General features: G+C 68.0%; 17 protein-coding genes and 1 pseudogene. 9 read left to right on the top strand and 9 right to left on the bottom strand.

Annotated features, from left to right (window positions below; all coding sequences use genetic code 11):
• Positions 1-80: 80 nt before the first annotated feature.
• Positions 81-596: a DUF1269 domain-containing protein gene (locus tag ABT115_RS18880; RefSeq protein ID WP_351790817.1), complete on the bottom strand. Its 516-nt coding sequence runs from the start codon at positions 594-596 to the stop codon at positions 81-83.
• A 96-nt stretch (positions 597-692) separates the two neighbouring features.
• A complete protein-coding gene (locus ABT115_RS18875) occupies positions 693-845 on the bottom strand; it encodes a hypothetical protein (protein ID WP_351790815.1) in 153 nt (50 codons plus the stop codon).
• Positions 846-1,093: 248 nt separating this feature from the next.
• Here ABT115_RS18875 and ABT115_RS18870 point away from each other — a divergent pair, with 248 nt between their 5' ends.
• The 6 genes and pseudogenes from ABT115_RS18870 (at position 1,094) to ABT115_RS18845 (ending at position 9,311) form a co-directional block, all read left to right on the top strand.
• Positions 1,094-4,783 carry a S8 family serine peptidase gene (locus ABT115_RS18870; RefSeq protein ID WP_351790813.1) on the top strand — a complete coding sequence of 1,230 codons (3,690 nt, stop codon included), beginning with the start codon at positions 1,094-1,096 and terminating at the stop codon, positions 4,781-4,783.
• Positions 4,784-5,085: 302 nt separating this feature from the next.
• Entirely contained in the window at positions 5,086-5,217 is a 132-nt protein-coding gene (locus ABT115_RS18865) for a hypothetical protein (protein WP_351790810.1), read from the top strand.
• A gap of 265 nt (positions 5,218-5,482) precedes the next feature.
• Positions 5,483-5,845, top strand: a pseudogene (locus tag ABT115_RS18860) (FtsK/SpoIIIE domain-containing protein); the annotation flags it as partial.
• Between the two features lie 169 nt (positions 5,846-6,014).
• The gene (locus tag ABT115_RS18855; RefSeq protein WP_351790807.1) at positions 6,015-6,476 is read left to right on the top strand and encodes a hypothetical protein; all 462 of its coding nucleotides are present in this window, start codon (positions 6,015-6,017) and stop codon (positions 6,474-6,476) included.
• A 12-nt stretch (positions 6,477-6,488) separates the two neighbouring features.
• Complete coding sequence (locus ABT115_RS18850; protein WP_351790805.1) at positions 6,489-8,735, top strand: DUF6571 family protein; 2,247 nt, start codon at positions 6,489-6,491, stop codon at positions 8,733-8,735.
• A 3-nt stretch (positions 8,736-8,738) separates the two neighbouring features.
• The gene (locus ABT115_RS18845; protein ID WP_351790802.1) at positions 8,739-9,311 is read left to right on the top strand and encodes a hypothetical protein; all 573 of its coding nucleotides are present in this window, start codon (positions 8,739-8,741) and stop codon (positions 9,309-9,311) included.
• 230 nt (positions 9,312-9,541) lie between these two features.
• Here ABT115_RS18845 and ABT115_RS18840 read toward each other — a convergent pair whose 3' ends face one another.
• Genes ABT115_RS18840 through ABT115_RS18830 form a run of 3 tightly spaced genes read right to left on the bottom strand, consistent with a single transcriptional unit; the run spans position 9,542 to position 11,141 of the window.
• On the bottom strand, positions 9,542-10,108 hold the full coding sequence (locus tag ABT115_RS18840; protein ID WP_351790799.1) for an AAA family ATPase: 567 nt from the start codon (positions 10,106-10,108) through the stop codon (positions 9,542-9,544).
• A gap of 11 nt (positions 10,109-10,119) precedes the next feature.
• Positions 10,120-10,368, bottom strand: coding sequence for a DUF397 domain-containing protein (locus ABT115_RS18835; protein WP_351790796.1), 249 nt, complete (start codon positions 10,366-10,368; stop codon positions 10,120-10,122).
• A complete protein-coding gene (locus tag ABT115_RS18830; protein WP_351790793.1) occupies positions 10,365-11,141 on the bottom strand; it encodes a helix-turn-helix domain-containing protein in 777 nt (258 codons plus the stop codon). Before ABT115_RS18830 ends, ABT115_RS18835 begins: the two co-directional genes overlap by 4 nt.
• A 126-nt stretch (positions 11,142-11,267) precedes the next feature.
• On the opposite strand from ABT115_RS18830, the gene ABT115_RS18825 reads away from it, so the two are divergent.
• The gene (locus ABT115_RS18825) at positions 11,268-11,738 is read left to right on the top strand and encodes a hypothetical protein (protein WP_351790790.1); all 471 of its coding nucleotides are present in this window, start codon (positions 11,268-11,270) and stop codon (positions 11,736-11,738) included.
• Position 11,739: 1 nt separating this feature from the next.
• Here ABT115_RS18825 and ABT115_RS18820 read toward each other — a convergent pair whose 3' ends face one another.
• Together ABT115_RS18820 and ABT115_RS18815 are read right to left on the bottom strand one after the other, a co-directional pair.
• Entirely contained in the window at positions 11,740-12,846 is a 1,107-nt protein-coding gene (locus tag ABT115_RS18820; RefSeq protein WP_351790787.1) for a CU044_5270 family protein, read from the bottom strand.
• Positions 12,843-13,406: an RNA polymerase sigma factor gene (locus ABT115_RS18815; RefSeq protein ID WP_351790784.1), complete on the bottom strand. Its 564-nt coding sequence runs from the start codon at positions 13,404-13,406 to the stop codon at positions 12,843-12,845. The genes ABT115_RS18820 and ABT115_RS18815 overlap by 4 nt, the downstream gene beginning before the upstream one ends.
• A gap of 415 nt (positions 13,407-13,821) precedes the next feature.
• Here ABT115_RS18815 and ABT115_RS18810 point away from each other — a divergent pair, with 415 nt between their 5' ends.
• Positions 13,822-14,472: a hypothetical protein gene (locus tag ABT115_RS18810; protein ID WP_351790781.1), complete on the top strand. Its 651-nt coding sequence runs from the start codon at positions 13,822-13,824 to the stop codon at positions 14,470-14,472.
• Between the two features lie 467 nt (positions 14,473-14,939).
• Here ABT115_RS18810 and ABT115_RS18805 read toward each other — a convergent pair whose 3' ends face one another.
• Both ABT115_RS18805 and mycP read right to left on the bottom strand, forming a co-directional pair.
• Positions 14,940-15,536: a S8 family serine peptidase gene (locus tag ABT115_RS18805; protein ID WP_351790778.1), complete on the bottom strand. Its 597-nt coding sequence runs from the start codon at positions 15,534-15,536 to the stop codon at positions 14,940-14,942.
• An 83-nt stretch (positions 15,537-15,619) separates the two neighbouring features.
• A complete protein-coding gene (mycP, locus tag ABT115_RS18800) occupies positions 15,620-16,993 on the bottom strand; it encodes a type VII secretion-associated serine protease mycosin (protein WP_502969120.1) in 1,374 nt (457 codons plus the stop codon).
• A 973-nt stretch (positions 16,994-17,966) separates the two neighbouring features.
• On the opposite strand from mycP, the gene ABT115_RS18795 reads away from it, so the two are divergent.
• Positions 17,967-18,257, top strand: a complete 291-nt coding sequence (locus ABT115_RS18795; RefSeq protein WP_351790773.1) for a hypothetical protein — start codon at positions 17,967-17,969, stop codon at positions 18,255-18,257.
• Positions 18,258-18,502 lie beyond the last annotated feature (245 nt).

Below are 18,502 nucleotides of genomic sequence, written 5' to 3'. Positions count from 1 at the left end.
TACATCCGCCTAATACCCCCCCCCGCCCACCCCCCGGCCGCGGGCCCGGGGGGGCCCCCTTCTCTCGTACGGTCCGGAGATCAGGAGGCGGTCTTCGGCTCTTCCTTGAACCCTTCCTTCATCATTTCCCGCAGGTGTGCCTCGTCCTCGTTGCTGAGCGAGGTCTGCACGAGCTGACCGCCGAACTTGACGATCTCGGGGACGACCTTGTCGCGGACGGACTTCTTGACGAGCACGAAGACGGCGGCGGCGCCGGGCCGGAGATTGGTGCTGAGTTCCTTCATGAAGTTGTCGTTGACACCGGTGTCGACGGCGGACCCTCCGGCGGCGCCGGCCGCGGCGCCCACCGCGGCACCGAGGAACGGCACGAGGAAGAGCAGCCCGATGACGCTCCCCCACAGCGCGCCGCCCGCGGCACCAGTACCCACGTGGCTGACGGCCTGATGCAGCTTGATCTTGCCGTCCTTCTCACGCCGTTCAACGACGACGATGTCCTCCAACTCGACGAGGTGCTCGCGGTTCATGGACAGCAGCTTGTCCCGGACCCGGTCGGCGGTAGCGAGATCGTCGTAGGCGATGACGAACAGGTTGCTCATGCGGCTGACTCCTCCTCGTGGTGCGTTACAGCACCAACTATAAGAAGGGATTCCAAACGGGGCATTCCGACCCCCCACGTAGCCCCTCCAGCCCCGTCAACCAGCCTCCGCCGCACCTGCCGCCCGCACCCGCCCCAGCCCCGCGAGGACCATGTCGACGACCATGTCGACCGTCTGCTCCACGCTCGGCCCGGTCGTGTCCAGCCAGAGCCCGATCCGCGGCATCTCCTCCCGCAGCACCCGGTCCAACGCCTCGACCGTCCACCCGGCCCCGTAACCGCTCCCGGCCCCGTAACGACCTCACCCACGATCCGCGCGCCGTCCGACTCGGTGCGACGCCTGACCGGCATACGGATGTCAACAGGGCTTCATCAATTGGCGGTTGACCGCCAGACGCATAGCCGCCACGCGCGACAGGCATCAACTCCCTCCCCACGGCCCAGACTCATCGCGGCGCCCGGAACCACCCCTTCCCCCGGGCGTCCGAGGAGTGCGTCGTGATCAGACCTTCCGCAGGAGGAAGGGCCGCCCTGCTCGCCGCAGGGCTCTCCCTGGTGCTGCTCTCGGCAGGGCAGACCGTTGCCGCGCCCGACACCGCCCCGGACACCGCGTCCGTACCGGCCACCTTCACCGGGGCCCAGGGCGCGAGCACCACCGTCACCCTCATCACCGGTGACCGCGTCACCCTCACCGATCTCGACGGCGGCCAGAAGACCGTCACCGTCGACCGGGCCAAGGGCGCCACCGGGGCCGTCCGCAACGAGACCGTGAACGGCAGGATCACCGTCATACCCGACGAGGCCCGCCCCTACCTGGCGGCCGGTGTCCTCGACCGGCGGCTCTTCGACGTCACCGGCCTCGTCGAGCAGGGCATCACCGGCGATCTACCGCTGATCGTGACGCACGGCAAGGGCGCCCGCACCGCCGCCGCCCCGCGCGGCACCAAGACCGTCCGGGCCCTGCCCAGCATCGGCGGCGCGGCCGTACGAGCCACCGAACCAGCCGCCTTCTGGCGCGAGTTCACCGACTCCGCCCGCCCCGGCGCCCGCTCGGCCGGTGCCATGAAGGTCTGGCTCGACGCCCGGGTCAAGGCCGACATGGCCGACTCCAACGCCCAGATCGGCACCCCCAAGGCCTGGGAGGCCGGCCTGACCGGCAAGGGCGTCAAGGTCGCCGTACTCGACACCGGCGCCGACCTCACCCACCCCGACCTCAACGGACGGGTCACCGAGAGCCGGTCCTTCATCGAGGGCCAGGAGGTCGCCGACCGCCAAGGCCACGGCACCCATGTCACTTCCACCGTCGGCGGCAGCGGCGCGGGCTCCGAAGGCAAGGAGCAGGGCGTCGCCCCCGGCGCCACCCTCGCCGTCGGCAAGGTCCTCAACGACCAGGGCACCGGCAGCGAGTCGCAGATCATCGCCGGCATGGAGTGGGCCGCCCAGGACATCGACGCGAAGATCGTCTCGATGAGCCTCGGCTCCAGCGAGGCCAGCGACGGCACCGACCCCATGGCGCAGGCGGTGAACACCCTCTCCGCCGAGACCGGCGCCCTCTTCGTCATCGCCGCCGGCAACGCCGGCGCCCCGGGCTCCATCGGCTCACCCGGCGCCGCCGACGCCGCGCTCACCGTCGGCGCCGTCGACTCCGCCGACCGCGCCGCCGCCTTCACCAGCAAGGGCCCCCGCTACGGCGACCAGGCCCTCAAGCCCGACATCTCCGCCCCCGGTGTCAACATCCTCGCCGCCCGCTCCCAACTCACCAGCGGCAGCGGCCTCTACACCACCAAGAGCGGTACGTCGATGGCGACCCCACACGTCGCGGGCGTCGCCGCGCTCCTCGCCGAACAGCACCCCGACTGGACCGGCGCCCAGCTCAAGAACGCCCTCATGTCCAGCTCCAAGACGCTCACCGCGTCCTCGTACGACCTCGGCGCGGGCCGGGTCGACGTAGCCGCCGCGATCTCCGCGAACGTCACCGCCACCGGCTCCGCCGACCTGGGCTTCTACTCCTGGCCTTACGAGAAGAACAAGCCCGTGACGAAGACCGTCACGTACACCAACTCCTCCGACGCGCCCGTCGAGCTGAACCTGGCCGTCGAGGGCATGCCGCAGGGCACCACCACCCTCGCCGACAGCACCCTCACCGTCCCGGCCCACGGCACCGCGCAGACCACCGTCACCGGCGACGGCGCCAAGGCCCCCGTCGGCACCACCTCCGGCCGCATCACCGCCACCTCCGGTGGCACGCCCGTCACGCACACCGCGCTCGGCCTGGTCAAGGAGGAAGAGCGCTACAACCTCACCGTCCATGTCAAGGACCGCGACGGCGCCCCCACCCCCGCCTGGCTCGGGGTACAACACCTGGTAGCGAACGAAGACCCGTTCCCGGCGGCCGTCGGTGAGTCCGGCACCGTCCAACTACGCCTGAGGCCCGGCACGTACACCGTCGACACCTTCCTCGACGTCCGCGGCTCGCACGGCAAGGACTCCCTCGGCCTCGGCTTCCTCACCGATCCGGAGATCGTCCTCGACCGCGACCGCGAGATCACCCTCGACGGGCGCCAACTGCGTGAGATACGCGCCGAGGTCAACAAGCGCACCGAGACCCGGCAGCTCCTGATGGAGTTCGACCGCAAGGCCAACGGGGCCTCCTTCGGCGGCGGCGTCCTGGTCCTGCCGAAGTACGACTCGGTCTTCGCCGCGCCCACCACCAAGCCCGCCACCGGCACCTTCGAGTACCGGACGGTCTGGCGGCTCGGCAAGCCGATGCTGGAGGTCGCCACGGGCGGCGTCCCGCTCTCCGACGTCACCCCGCAGCGTGGCGGCACCCTCCTCGACGGCCGTCACCGTCTCGGCGTCGTCGACGCGGGCACCGGCACCGCCGCGGAGTACGCCGGCAAGGACGTCACCGGCAAGGCGGTCCTGGTCCGCCGCACCGAGGGCACCGACCCCGCGCAGCTCGCCCAGACCGCCCAGGACGCGGGCGCCAAGGCCCTGTTCGTCACCGACGACAAGCCCGGCCGGCTGATGGCGTGGTTCGGCACCGCCGACCGCGAGGACCGGCCGCTCGCCATCGCCACCGTGAACGCGGCCGACGCCGCCACGATCGCGTCCGCCGCGGCCCGCGGGAAGACACTCGACCTGACGGGCACCCCCTTCACCCCCTACACCTACGACCTCTCCGAGGGGCACCCCGGCGCCATCGGCACGGACCTCGTCTTCCAGCCCGGCAAGGACGACCTCGCCACGATCCACTCGAAGTACTACATGCCGACGGCCAAGAAGGAGAGCGGCGGCGAGTTCCGCTTCTCGCTCACCGACACCTTCCGGTACGGCTTCGGCTTCAAGGAGCGGATCGTCTTCCCGACCGAGCGCACCGAGTACGTCTCCACCGGCACCGGCCAGCGCTGGCACGAGTCCGTCGACCTGGGGGTGCGCTCGCTCGAGGAGCGCGGCGGTACCCCGTCCTACCGGGGCGGCAGCAAGGTCGAGCTGGAGTGGTTCAAGCCGGTCTGGCACCCGTGGCTCGGCACCGGCCTCGGCTGGGGTCAGCAGCGCGCCGGCAGCGAACTGCGCTTCAACACGCCCGGCTGGGGCGACTCCGGACCGGACCACACCGGCTTCGGCGACGTGTACAACGACCCGACGATGAGCCAGTACACCGAGGTGTACGTCAACGGCGAGCGGGTCGACCGCAGGAAGAGTTCCGGCGCCTACGCCCGGCCGGCTCCCGCGGAGGAGGCCACCTACAAGGTCGTCACCGACACCACGCTCGACCCGGACCGCTGGCGGCTCGCCACCAAGGGCCACTCGGAGTGGACCATCCGCTCCAAGGAGACCCCGGCCGACCGGTACATTTATTTGCCGCTGATCAACCTCGGCTTCGACCTCGACACCGACCTCGTCGGCGACGTCCGGGGCGGCAGCCGGGTGCCCGTACGGATCTACGCCGAGTACGTGAAGGGCGCGCAGGACACCGGTGTCCTCGGCGGCGGCTCCCTGGAGGTCTCCTACGACGAGGGGGCGACCTGGACGAACGTCGCACTGAGCTCGTCCAGCGACGCCTCCTGGAACGGTGAGCTGCGCGTCCCGGACATCGCGAAGTTCGTCTCGCTGCGGGCGGGCGCGAGCGACGACCGGGGCGGCTCGGTGAAGCAGGAGCTCATCCGCGCGGTGGGCGTGCGCTGACCATCCCGCGCATGACGCGCAGTTCGACCAGGTCCTGGGGCGCGGCCGGAGCTTTCCGGCCGTCCCCGGGACCTGGTCCCGCTCGCATCGTGGCCTCGCACGCAGGGACGTAGCCCGCGAGTGACCCGTACGGCCCGCCTGCCTCGCTATACGATCAACCGTCGACGGTGAACTGCGTTGCCGGGGAGGCATGGTGTACAAGCTGGTGCTCCGAGTGGATGCCGGATTCGCGGCATCCGATGAGCAAGTGGAGTGCCAATAGCGTCCTGTACCGGGACTTGTGAACGCTCAGCCTGTTCCATGTGGAGCGCAGGCAGGCTCCCGCACCAGCCGGGTCGATGGCCTCCTCCGGGTACGAAATCCGCGCCCTCGTGGTCAGCGGCGCCTTCTCGGCTGCGGCGCTGAAGTCCATGAGCAGCGTCCTGGTGGCGTAACTGCAGCGCTCCAAGGCCCGTTTCGTGGAACGGGAGTTCGACGGCAACAAGGGCACGTTCCAGGCGCTCTCGGCGAAGGACCAGAACAAGCTGGTCGACGTCGTGGCCTCACGGATCACCGCAGGGGGCAGCGCAGACGGCGGCAGCGGGAAGCCGGGAGGCAGCGATGGCGGGGACGCTGGATCGCACTGCTGGTCGCGACTGACGGATACGTCGACCCCGGCCTCAACCAGCTCCGGTCACCCGCGCGCGGCGCCGGCGAGCTGGAAGCCCTGTTGCAGGACGAGGCGGTGGGCCGCTCGGCGCCACCGGCTCCGGCAAGTCGGAACTGCTGCGCACACTGGTCCTCGGCCTCGCCGTCACGCACTCGTCGGAGACCCTGAACTTCGTCCTGGCCGACTTCAAGGGCGGTGCCACCTTCGCCGGAATGTCGGACCTGCCACATGTGTCGGCCGTCATCACCAACCTCGCCGACGAACTGACCCTCGTGGACCGCATGAGCGACGCCATCAGCGGCGAGCTCCTGCGCCGCCAGGAACTGCCGCGCACTGCGGGCAACTACCCCAACGTCTCCCAGTACGAGAAGGCGCGCGAATCAAAAAGCCGGGGCACCCCTTGCAGCCCAGTGGTGCCCCCTTCCCCTACCGCTGACATGGCCCTTGGCGTAAACAAGGCGCAATAGCGCTCGCCTGTGAAGAACCCGTACGTATGATCGATCACCTATGGGCGATCTTTGATCACGTGGGTAGCGTGGCGTGCGGGGCAGTTTTCCGATCAAGGACACGGGGGTGTCGACGATGTCATTCGAAGACGAGTGGGCCGCGGCGAAGGCCGCCGCCGCTATGAGGCTGAACCAGGCCGACAGCACCGGCGGTTCGACGCCGGCAAAGGGATCGGCCGACTACGTGGTCGTGGACGACGAGCTGGGGGACATCGGCCACGCCGCCCATGGGCTCTTCAACGGCCTGGAATCGAGCGGCAAGCACGCGAGCGCGGCGAGCGACACCGCCGGCACAAGCCTTAAGGGCGACGGCTTCGACAGCGGAGCGGCACTCGCCGAGGTGAACCGGACCTGGGAGACGCAGGTGAAGACCCTCCTCCAAGCATGCGCGCACATCTCCAACCACCTCGACTACACGAAGGCCTCAAGCAAGGCCGACGACGACTGGGTCCAGGCGCAGCTGCGCATCGTCGGGCCTGTCGCCCCCGGGGCCGACGCGTCCGTGCCCGCCTCCCGGATCAACGAGTACTTCCGGTAAGGAACCGCCGCCATGCCCACCTTCGAGCAGCTCCTCAACGCCAGACTCGGCCCCCTCGACACCGCGGTCACCCAGTGGACCGAGTTGATCGGCAAGCTGACCACCCTCCAGACCGACGCATCGGCCATGAAGACCAAGGCCGACAAGTCCACCTGGAAGGGGGAGAACGCCACCGTCACCAAGGAGTTCGTCACCAAGACCGCCAAGGAGTTCAGCGACGCCGTCATCGAGGCCGAGTCCGTACGCGACCTCCTCAAGGACGCCCACGCCCTCCTCAAGTCCGCCCATGACGACCTCAAGGACGCCTACGAGAACCCGCCACCGGGCATCACCATCTACCCCGACGGCGTCCTCAGCCACCGCGTCCACCCCGACCGCCGGTCCGAGGACAGCACCGAACCCATCGCCACCGAAGCGCAGTTCGACGCGCTGCGCAGCAAGCTCGAGGGCATCCTGCAGCGCGCCAACGAGGCCGACGAGCTCTGTGCCTGGGGTCTGCGCGCGCTGATCCGGAACCATCCCAACGACTTCGGCAGCACCGACCTCAGCGGTGTCGCCGATGCCAAGAAGATGCGCGCCGAGGAGAAGCAGCAGACGGAGAACGGCCGCGAGGCTGCCAAGCTCTACGCCCGGTGGGACTACCTCGACGGCAAGGAGCGCGAGCAGCTTCTCACGCTCGTCGAGGGCGGGAAGGACTCGCCGGCGTTCTCCGCCGAGCTCATGCAGCACCTCAGCTACAACGGCCGCGAGGACCAGGAGGCGGTGCTGCTGCTCGCGAGCAGCTTGGAGGGCGGCGGCCGTGACGGCCAGGTCTCCACCACCGACGCACGCCTGTACAAGGCCCTGTCCGGCAGCCTCGCCACCGCCACCGGCCCCGACTCCGCGATCGGTTCGCCCGGCGGCGTCACCTCCGCCTGGACCGACCGGCTCATCACCATGGCCCGCGACGGCAACGACCTGCCCGACCGGCACCCCGGGGCGCTCAAGGGCGGGGCCGCGGGCTTGAACGCCCTCACTCATCTGATGGCCGCCGACGCTGGCAACGACGCCGTGTACGACCCGAACAAGGACCCCAAGGAGAAATCCTCGCCCTGGAAGAAGGACGAGGGCGACCCGGTCTACAGCGAGGCCTTCCTGACGGAGGTCGGCGACACCATCCGTGAGTGGGAGACGAACAACGACGACGCCTACGACGGCGTCATGAAGAACTGGCAGGGCACGCAGGAGGACCCGATGAAGGGCCTGCTGAACGCCATGAGCCGCAACCCGTCCGCCTCCACCCACTACTTCGACCCGAACACCACCGACAACCTCAAGTACTTCCTGGACGACCGGGAGTGGCCGGGCGGCGACGTCGAGAGCAAGATGCCGACGGAGACCCAGTACACCTCGGCCCGCGCCGAGTTCGGCCTCGCGCTCGAGGCCGCGGCCACCGGCCGCGTACCCGGCTCGCCGATGCACCCGGTGCCCGCTCACCACGACGGCGCCGAGACCGCGATCTTCGAGCGGGTGATGAGCGAGTACACGAAGGAACTCAGGACGGACCAGGGCGCCGTCCCCGTGTCCATGCGGCTGCCAATGGCCGACATGATCGCCGACTACGGCTCCGACGTGCACCAGATCCTCGGCAAGAAGATGGACGGGCCGACCGACTTCAACCAGCTCGAGATCGACCGCGGCGACCTCACCCGGATCATCCGCGCCACTGCCGAGGACCCCAACGCGTACAAGGCCATCCACGCCTCGCAGACCGTGGTCTCAAGTGCGGGGCTCGACCGCTTCCCCGCGGAGTCCTTCCGCAAGGGGGACGAGGAGCTGCGTGCCTGGGTCAAGCAGTCCGCTTCAGTGCTCGGGCACCTCGACGGCGTGCGTGGCGATGTCATCTACGACCTGGGGCAGGCGGAGAAGGACGCAAACAACTGGAAGCGGATGGTCAACTACCACATCTACGGTGGGCTGCTGACTCCCATCCCGATCGTCGGCGACGGGGTCCAGCGCGCGGTGGACTGGGGTCTGAACGAGCACGTGAACACCGACAACGCCAGGGTCGACGCCGAGACCCGCAACAACATGATCAAGCACTACGACTACGGTCAGAAGGAGATGTACGGCATGTTGCGCGGGATGGCGACGTATCGCGGGCTCACGGAGAAGGAACTAGACGCGACTCCTGGCGAGTACGAGGACCACCTTCAGGCGATCGCCGAGCAGTGGTACGGGAACGGCATGGGGGACGCGGACAAGGCGATGGGACAGTGATCGATGGACAAGAAGTGGCTGCCCCTGACCGTCATGCTCGGCGTCGCTGGAGTGGCCGTCGTGACGGCGAGCCTCTGGCCTGACGCCAAGGAGAAGCCGCCGCTGCCGCAGAGCCTGTGTTACGGGGCGCTTAGCCGGCAGACGGCGGAACTGATCGACGACGGCAAGGGGGGCGAGGTCAGCACGGAGGAGTGGGAGAGCAAGGGCAAGGGCGACCTCACGGTGTTCAAGACGTGCCAGGTGATGCGCGCCAATCGAGATAGCGACTATCCCCGCGGGATTTACCAACTGATCATCGAGGACTTCCGGAGCGACCCCGGCCCCCGGAAGGACTCCGTCCCCCTCGGCCTCGGATTCACCGGCTGGGTCCTCCCCGACGAAGCCAGAGTCACGCTGCCCGCCGGCTGCGCCGCCCGCATGGGTTCGACCTCCCCGTACATCATGGTGACGCTCAAGGCGCCCTCGCAGGAGGAGAAGAAGAGCCTCGTCGACCGGGACACCGCGATCCGCAACAGCGCGACCGTGGTGCGAGAAGCCGCCACCAATCTCGTCAAGCGGTACGGCTGCAAGGCGTAGGACCGGCGTCAGCGGGGGCAGTCGTCGTCCACGGTCCCCGCTGTACGTCGGCGCGATGGGCGGCCTACGGAAGAGCGCTTCGTCGGAGTGGAGAAGCACTCGGCTGTAGCACTAGGCCGTGTCGAACCTGTCCAGCGGCAGCCGCATGCTCCGGGTGTTATGCACATCCGAAGCACCGAACCCCCGGCGAATCACCGGCCGTCAGCGCATTCGCCGCATCAAGCAGGACCTCAGTCCGACTCCGACGCACCCACCACCCGCGCGCCTTCGAGCCCCGCAAGCACCGCATCGACCGTCTGCTCCACGCTCTGCCCGGTCGTGTCCAGCCAGAGCCCGATCCGCGGCGTCTCCTCCCGCAGCACCCGGTCCAGCGACTCGACCGTCCACCCGGCCCCGTAACCGCTCTTGCCCCGCCCGGCCTCCCGCTCGGCAACGGCCTGCGGCTCGGGGGCGAGCACGACGACGTACAGCGGCTGCGTCCGCACGAGCTCGACGTACCCGGCCAACTCCTCCCCCAGCACCACGTCCTGCACCACGGCGGTCCAGCCCTCGTTCGCGTACGCATCGGCCGTCATCGCGGACAGCCTGTAACGGAGCCGGAGTTGGGCGACGGCCTCCTCGTACGCTTCCGGCACCATCTCGGCCTGCCCGGACACCACCATCCGCCGGAAAACATCCCCCCGCACATGCACCGCCCGCGGCAGCCGCTCGGCAAGGGCCTGGGCAACGGTGGACTTCCCGGAGGCCATCACGCCGGTGATGAGGACGACGGCGGGGCCGGGATCAGCAGCTCGCAACACGTTCACGATCAGCCCGCGACTGCACCCGTGAGGAAGGCGATCCACGCGGCAGGGGCGACGGCGAAGGTGGGACCGTCGGTGACCTTCGAGTCCCGGACATGGACGGTGTGGGGGCAAGCGGCCACCTCCACGCAGGCTTCGCCCTCGTTGCCGCTGTAGCTGGACTTGCGCCAGTCGTAGGCGACTTCGACGCAGGCGCCGCCCTCGTTGTTGCTGTAGCTGGACTTGAACCAGGAGAGCTCGGGCCCGGTGGTCACAGTTGCCTCGCCTTCGTTTCGATGATCTCCGCCGACTTCCAGGGATTGAGCGCCTGGGCCCGCAGGATGCCGAAGAGGTCGAACATGTCAACCACCTGCTCCGGCCTGGCAATCAACCTACCGCCGCCCTGTGCCTCCACGTACACCAAATTGCGCCCTTCCGCCGTGCACATCAACTGCATGGGCCCCATCAACCCCGCGTGGGTGTGCTGCTCCGAAGGCATCACCTGCACGGTGAGGTGGTTCATCCGCCGCATGCACTCCAGCAGATGCAGCAGCTGCTCCTTCAGCACCTCAGCGCCACCGAGCGTCCGATCCAGGATCGACTCCTCGATGACGAACCCGACGTACGGCGGCGGTGTGCGCGTCAGCACCGCCTGCCGTTCCAGTCGCGCCTCGACGTGACGGACGATCTCGTCCTCGGTGTAGGCCGGTTTGCGTGCCCGGTACAGGGCGTACGCATACGCCTCCGTCTGGAGCAGCCCCGGGATCAGCATCGTCTCGTACGCGCTGATAACCCGCGCCTGCCGCTCCAGCCGCGCCCAGTCCAGGAACTTCGCCGGATACTTCTCCGCGTCGATCAGCTCGGTGCACGCCTTCAGCGCACCGCCCGCGACGAAGACCCGGTCCGCGTCGGCCAGCAGCTCCAGCGACGGAATGCGCTCCGCCCGCTTGACCGCCCCCATCAGCGACTCCGAAATCAACAGCTTGTCCGCAGCCTCCTTCTGCGTGAGCCCGGCCCGCACCCGATGGATACGGATCAGGTCCCCCACGAGCCTCCGCACCTGCGACGGCTCACCACTACTCGTCCCCACAGCCACCACCACCCTCTCCACATCCCGTCGATGTGGACCGCGTCCTCCTGGTCACGCTACGCAGCCACCGGAATCCTTGGGGTCATGACGAGCAAGAAACTCCCCGAATGGGTTCCCGCCGCCGGACTCCAACTTCACCTGACCGGCATTCACTTCGATGCCATCCGGCTGCGGGGGGTACGGGGCGAGGCAGTGCTGCACCATCTCGGAACCCTCACCGAGGGCGAGCCGGGCCCGGTCGTGCGGGAGATCGCGGGCGGCCGGTGGATGTACTTCCTGATCCCACCCGGGTCGAGCAAGGAGTACGACTGGCCACCGGGCGCCCGGTGCTTCGGGCCGGCCGCCCGGGACCAGTACGTGGGCATCCCCGCACCGGACGGCAACACGTACCCGCTGAGCTGGCGGTACGGGGCACCACGGCAAGGGGAGTTCGTGGACGTGGAGCTGCTGTACGGGCTGGTGATGGCACAGTTGGTACCGGAGGAGGTCCGGGATGGTGGGCGAGAACAGCCTCAGCAAACCGGTTTGGGTTCCGGCGCCTCGTCCGGAGGGTAGATCAGCCCGGGCCCGGGTCCTCAGTGTCGGTGTCGAACGGCGGGGCCTCCTCGGTCCACTTCATCGACGTGATCGTCGTGTAGTTCAGCAACTCGCCCTTGCTGACACCGTCACCGTCCCGGGTGGCCACCATCTCGGTGCCGAGCGGCATGCCCGTGGACTTGTCGAAGATCAGGCGGAGTTCGGCGGGCTCGTGGGGGCTGGGGAGAGCGACGGCGTAGCCGGTGCGGCCGGTGTGGTCCTTGACGTCGCCGAGGGAGCGCACGCCGGGTTCGGCGGCGAGGAGGCGGTAGGCGGCAGCGCGCAGTGCCGGGGGGGACGGGAGGGTCGTGGCGAGTTGGACGGCTGTGTCGACGACGATCCGGTCGAGGACTTTCTTGGGGGCGTTGTAGTCCTTGTCGACCAGGGCGAACAGACGCTTGCGGAGGGCCTTTTCATCGGTGGGAAGCGTGGCCAGGAGGTGGAGGGGGATGTCGCCCATCGTGACGATGTCCGCGGTTCCGCCGGGGGCGTCGTGTTGGATCTCGCCCTTGCCGGCATAGGTGACGGTCTCACCTGTCAGGTTCCACGACGTGGGGGAACCGTCCGCCTTCCATGCCGCCTCGTCGGCTTTCGTGGCCGGACGGGCCCCCAGGTCCAGGGACTGCGACCACTGCTTGTTCTTGGCGGCGGCCGTCCAGTACCGCTGCTCGGTGCGGGCATCGATGGTGTAGTTCTTGCCGGGGACCTTGTGGGGGGAACCGAGGCGTTCCTCCACGTACCAGTACGTGCCGGAACCGGCCGGTTGCTGCTCGACGTGGGAGGCGGCGGCGAGAAGGATCCGGCTGCCGGAGTCCGACGTCGCGGAGGGGGCGGGTCCTGGCTTCAGCGGCACGGTGTCGGTGATCATCAGAGCCGCCACCGCCGTCGCGGTGGCCACCGCGAGACCCGGGACGAGAGAGCGGCCCACCCTCCGCGGCCGGGCGGTGGTGCGAGCCGTGCGCGTCGCGCGCGGACGGCTCGTGAACATTGCGAGCTCCTCTTCCCTGACCGGTGACGGCGTGGCGCGGGCGGGGTCGAGGTGGGCGGGGCGGGCGGCTGTCAGACGGTGCAGGATGTCGTTCTTCACCGGGCTTCCTTTCCTACGGTGATCCGGACTCGGGTGGACACGCGCCGCGTGGCTGCGGCTTCCTCCACAAGCGGGGAGACCGACGCGGCCTGGGTGAGACGTTTGCGTGCCCGGTGCAGACGGACCCGCAGAGTGATGGGCGAGCAGCCGACCACCCCGGCCGCCTGTGCCGGGGTCAGTCCCTGCCACGCGGAGAGGATCAGCAGTTCCCGATCGTCCTCCGGCAGCGTGGCCAGCGCCTTGAGCAGCGCGCTTCGCTCGGATACCTCCTCGGCGATGTCCGCCTCGGCGGGTTCCGCCCAGGAGCTCAGCTCGGCGGCGAGCGACTCGCGTCTGGCCTCCGCCCGGATGCTGTCGCGCAGGATGTTGCGGGCGACCCCGAGCAGCCATGGCAGCGGCGGCTCGGGAACGTCGTCCAGCTTGCGCCAGGCCACGGTGAACGTCTCGTTGACCACCTCGTCTGCGACCTGTCGTCCCGCACGGCTGACCACGTAGGCCCACACGCGTTGCCGACAGCCGTCGTAGATGGCGGTGAAACGATCCGCGTCGTAGTCGGGCACTGCCGCACCTCCTGACCCTCTTGAGTGTGTTCTGTCATTGGGTAGTGGGCCGAACGGAGCGATCGTTACAGCGGCAGGTCAGGAAACACGCCCGAGAGACGAGGCGTACGTCACATCAGGGGTCGGCAGTAGCATGCAACGCCCTCGCCGGAACAGTCGAAGTCGCGCGTCTGGCGCACGCCCGGATCGCCGACGGGGCCCGAACTGAGCCGCCCGTTGCGACACCCTGTACGACCCCGCTCATGGGCTGCCGTGACGGCTCTCGGGGGCTGCGCAGGAGACTGATCAGCAGGACACGGTGGTCGGCGAACTCTTGGCCGGCGTCACCGTCCTCCAAGATGGACGTATGACACCACCAGCACAGACAACTAGCGCCCCACGCATAGTCTTTCACGGTTGCCGTTGGGGACGCAGTATGCTCGATCACCTGTTCACGGTGGCGTCGGAGGATGTCCCTCCTGCTGAGGTGGCTATCTCCACTCAACGCGGCAGCACGCGCTATAGCCAGCCGTCACTGACCGAGCTTCTTGATCTTGTAAGGCAGTCACAGGGGCCTGCGGCTAGTCAGAATTGGACAAATTTGGAGTTCGAAGCGGCTGCTGGCGACGAGTTTCGTGTGCGCATTTCCATAGACCTGAAGCGGACCGAGATCGATGTCTCTGGATCCGACGAACGATGGGTACTGGGTCAAGCCGCTCGACTGAAAAACATCGTTCCAGAGACCGGCGGTTATACCCCAGGCTCAAGGAAGGGTGGCTCCGCGTTTTGGCTTCTAGGCCTTGGCTTGGCGTACCTGCTCGTGGCCATCTTGGCCTCTCTGGGCTTTTCAGCAGATAAGGACGTGAAGCTGCCGGATGTTTGGGGGCTGGCCCTCTTCCTTCTTTCTCTGGGTGGTCTCATCGCGTGGATCAGGGATCGAGCCCGGAGACCTCTCCTGTTGGTGACTTCAGACGTGCCTACCGGATCTTGGTGGAGTCGGTTGTCGAGTAACGAGAGGATTGGAGCAGTCTCTGCTGCCGCCGCGGTGGTTGCTGCTGTTGCTGCCGTTGCGGCACTAACCAAGTGAGACATTGCGCAGCGCGAAGGCGCCAGGAGTGCTGCGCTGTGCATGCAGCGTCCACGTGCCGCCTGATCCGTGCAAATGCTGCGCCGGGCCAGCAGCCGCGGCCGAGGTGGGCATCGTCGCCTTCCTCAAGGAGAAGGGCGAGGACTATGTCGTCGAGGCCCGTGAGGCCGGCACCTGCGCGCATCCTCGCACCGGACGGCAACACATACCCGCTGAGCTGGCGGTGTGGGGCGCCCCCTGCCTCGCCATGGAAGTCGGTCTGCGCCCGAACCCCGCTCAGATCGCAGCCGCTTTCGCGCCCGCGCGCAGGACGGGGAACATCTGGCGACAGGGTCATCTGGGCGCAGTGATCGACCAGCACCATGCGGAGGTACGCCGCATCGTCCCCACGGCAGCGGTTTCAGCCTCGCATCCGGGCCGGACCCGACGCCGGTTCCTGACCACGCTTGCCTTCGGAGGGGCAGCTCTCACCGTGGGCGGCGGTACGGCGGCATGGCAGTTCGGTCCTCCGCCACTTCGGAGTCACCGACTGCGGCAAACACCAACTTGCCCATCGACAGGGCGTATTTCACCGCCTCGGCCACCACCGCACTGCCCTGACGGGCGGCTACGGAAATAGTGATGACCTTCGCCTCCGAATCCGCCGCATAGCGAATGGCGGGCGCGAGATCATTGTTGATCGCTATAGATCGCCTCAGTGAATCCGGGACTTCGCTTCCGTCCGACACCTTCAGGGGAAGAATCTTCGCGCCGGGCGCCAGCCCGTATGCGCTGTCCTTGCCATGGACGCCCTTCCCCGTGCCGGCAATCACGGCGGCGGCCGTGGTTCCGCGTTCGTCGTGCTCGCCCACGACGCCATCGGTGAAGTCCTTGCCTTCGACGATCCGCCCCGCGAGCTCGGGCACCTCGCGTACGCCGGTGTCGATGACTGCGACAGTCACGCCTTCGCCGGTACTCGTACGCCACATCGTCTCGGCCTGCATGGCAACGAGATGCCACTGCTGGGACAGGACGGTCGCGGCAGATCCCGTCGTGGCCGAGGCGTCGACCAGCAGCAGCGCCATCGCGGCCGGAAGGACCGCCTGGTGCCACTTCCTTCGCCCGATACCGAAGGGCATGCCTCTCTCACGGACGTGGCGGAACGGGTTCACCTGGTGGGGCCGCCCTGGTTCGGAGCACCACCGTACGGCGAGTCGGCTCCTGGGCCGCCCGGCGGCGGAACGTAGGGCGCGTACGGCGGCTGCTGATAGGCGTACGGCGGCTGATGCGGCGGCGTGGCCGGGTCCGCAGCCTGCCGTCGGCGGGAGCGGATGACGGCGAAGGTCACCACGGCACCGGCAAGAGCAGCCACGAGGATGCCCAGGCCGATCCAGAGCGCGGTGTTGTTGCTCTGGTCCTCGGCTGCCGGAGAAGCAGCAGCTGGCTTGTCAGTGGCCTCTGAGCCCCCGGTCGCTTTGGAAGGCTCGGCAGAGGGGCTGGGGCTCTCGGCCGCCGCGAGATCGGGGAGCGGGTACACATCCGCCGGACCGGGGTCGCCTGGGGTTTTGAGGGCAATGCGGGGACGGACCGCGCCGTATCCCACGTAGTCATTGCGCTTGGCACCACCGGTCGGGGTACCGGCCGTGTTCAGCATGACGCGGAGGACCTGGTTGTTGGTCCAGTCCGGGTGCTTGGACCAAATGAGGGCAGCGGAGGCGGAAGCAATGGCGGTGGCATCGCTGGTTCCACTGGTCTTGCACAACTGAGTTCCGCCTGTGCACGGGTGGACCATGTCGATGCCCGGGGCCGTGAAATCGATCTGCGGCCCATACTGGGACTCGGCGGTCTTCTTCCCGTCCTGGTCGATGGCACCGACACCGACAACCCCAGGCGTTCCGGCGGGGTACTCGAGCAGGTTGGCCCCTTTACCGCTGTTGCCCGCTGCAGCAAAGATCAACGACCCATTATCGAGTGCGTACTTCACGGCATCCGTGAGCGCCTGCGAACCTCCGTATGTACCTAGGGAAATATTGATGACTTTTGCACCACGATCGACCGCATACCGAATCGCAACAGGAGCAACCTTATTGAACTCCTCGTTCTCCATTGCCTGGTTTGCCCCGACGCCGGACTCAGGCATACGGACCGGGAGAATCTTGGCTCCCGGCGCGAGTCCGAACGCGCCGTTTCCTCCGTTGCTCTGGCCTGTCCCTGCGATCAGTCCGGCCATGCTCGTGCCGTGGCCGTCGTAGTCGGTGTGCTCATCACCCTCGGCGTCCGATTCCAGGTCCTTTCCCTTGAGGACCTGTCCCACAAGGTCGGGATTCGCCGGGTCCACACCGCTGTCGAGCACAGCAACGATCACGCCTTTGCCCGTACTCGTCTTCCACATTTCGTCGGCCTTCATGGCATCAAGGTGCCACTGCATGGAACGCGTGGAGTCGGCAAATGCAGGCACGGCAGCGCCGCCCACCAGCATCAGGCCCAACGCGGCCGACATCATGGTTCGCCGTCGCGCGATTCCCCTACTCCTGAAGCGCATCCGAATCCTTCGTGAGTTCTCTGTTGATCAGTCGATGACCGGCGGGACAACGCGTCGGCCACCCTGCTGCCAGGTCTCATCGTCTTCGACCAGGTAGTACGGCCTTTCGCCGTCCTCGTCATGCCTTGTTCCACGCGTCGGGGACCCTTGAGGGGCCATCCCTCCGCCCCGTCCTGCCATGCCCGTGCCGCGCTCCGAGTCTCCCGAGGCACCACTTCTCACCAAGCCTGACCCTCCAGGCGTGAACGGTCGCATACCTGTGCGGCCCTGCTGCTGACGTCCCCCGACCACGCCACCCGTCTCTCCGGCCAGACGGCGACCGCCGCCAGCTGCATTCGAGGGGACCCCAGAACCGATGCCACCACCCATGCCTGAGGCACGTCCGATGGGTGCCGTGCCGTGGGCGTTCTCGCTGCCGATGACCGTCCCACGCGGAATACCGACCGCAGGACGCCCTGAACTCGGGGGCACAACACGGCCACCGGTAATCCCGTCGGGCCCGGCGGGACGGCCTACAGGCCCAGGGCCAAGCGGACTCACACCTGGGGCAGACACCGGCGGACGTAGCATCCCTGTCGTTCTGCCCCCTCCACTCGTACTGCGTGGTGCGGAGGGACTGATATTAGGGACGGGCGGAATGATGCCCACTGTCGGCGAAAGAACGGTGTCGGGCCTGGGCCCGGTCAGCGGCGCCACTGGATTCGCGACCGGAGCGGACGGAGCATCTGGCAGCACGGCTATTCCGTCAATCCTCATGTCCACCGGTGTCGAGACTGAGGGCAGCGCGGTGTGTGGGGAGATGCCCGCACCACCCGAGGGCGCGGCAACACCACCTGCGGCACGGGTGCCGTGTCCCTGCGCAGTGGCGTACCCCGTACCGCTGGCGGCAGATCCGTATCCGGTCCCGGGCTCAACGTGCCCGTCCTCTCCCCCGATACGCTTCCGGACGACGGGCGGCGCGATCACCTGCGGCATGGCCGGGAACACTGGCTTGTCCAGAGACGTCATCCCCTCCGACGAGTGGGTGTACGTCTGCGACAGGCTACGCATCCGCGCGGCCGCCTCTTCGCGGTTCTTCTCTCTCGACGCAATCAACGTCTCTGCGGACTTCTTCGCCACCGCCGACGCATCAGGATCGTTCCTCGCGGCGAGAGCCGCCTCCAAATTCGCCTGCGCACTCGCCTCCGTCCGAGGAATCGATGCCTGCGCCAACGCAACCGCGTTCGACGCCTCACCGAGGCACTTCGAGGCGCCCTCGCTGTAATCCCCCAGGCGTAGCGTCGCGTTGGCCAGATCCGCGCTCCATGTATGGAATGCTTTGGCCCCCTCGCCCTTCCACTCCACCCGCTGCGGACGGACTTTGAGCTCCTCGGCGATCTTATGGATTTCCGACGCCGCGCTCATCAGACGATCCGCCGCGGCCTGGATCGCGCCGCTGTTGGCGTGGTCCAGCCAATCCAGCATCTCCTTGTGAGTCTTGTTGTCGAAATCCGTACCCATGACGCCGTC

Origin of the sequence: Streptomyces sp. NPDC001832, assembly GCF_040297265.1 — a bacterium.
Taxonomy (GTDB): domain Bacteria; phylum Actinomycetota; class Actinomycetes; order Streptomycetales; family Streptomycetaceae; genus Streptomyces.
This window is presented reverse-complemented; position numbering and strand designations above follow the sequence as displayed.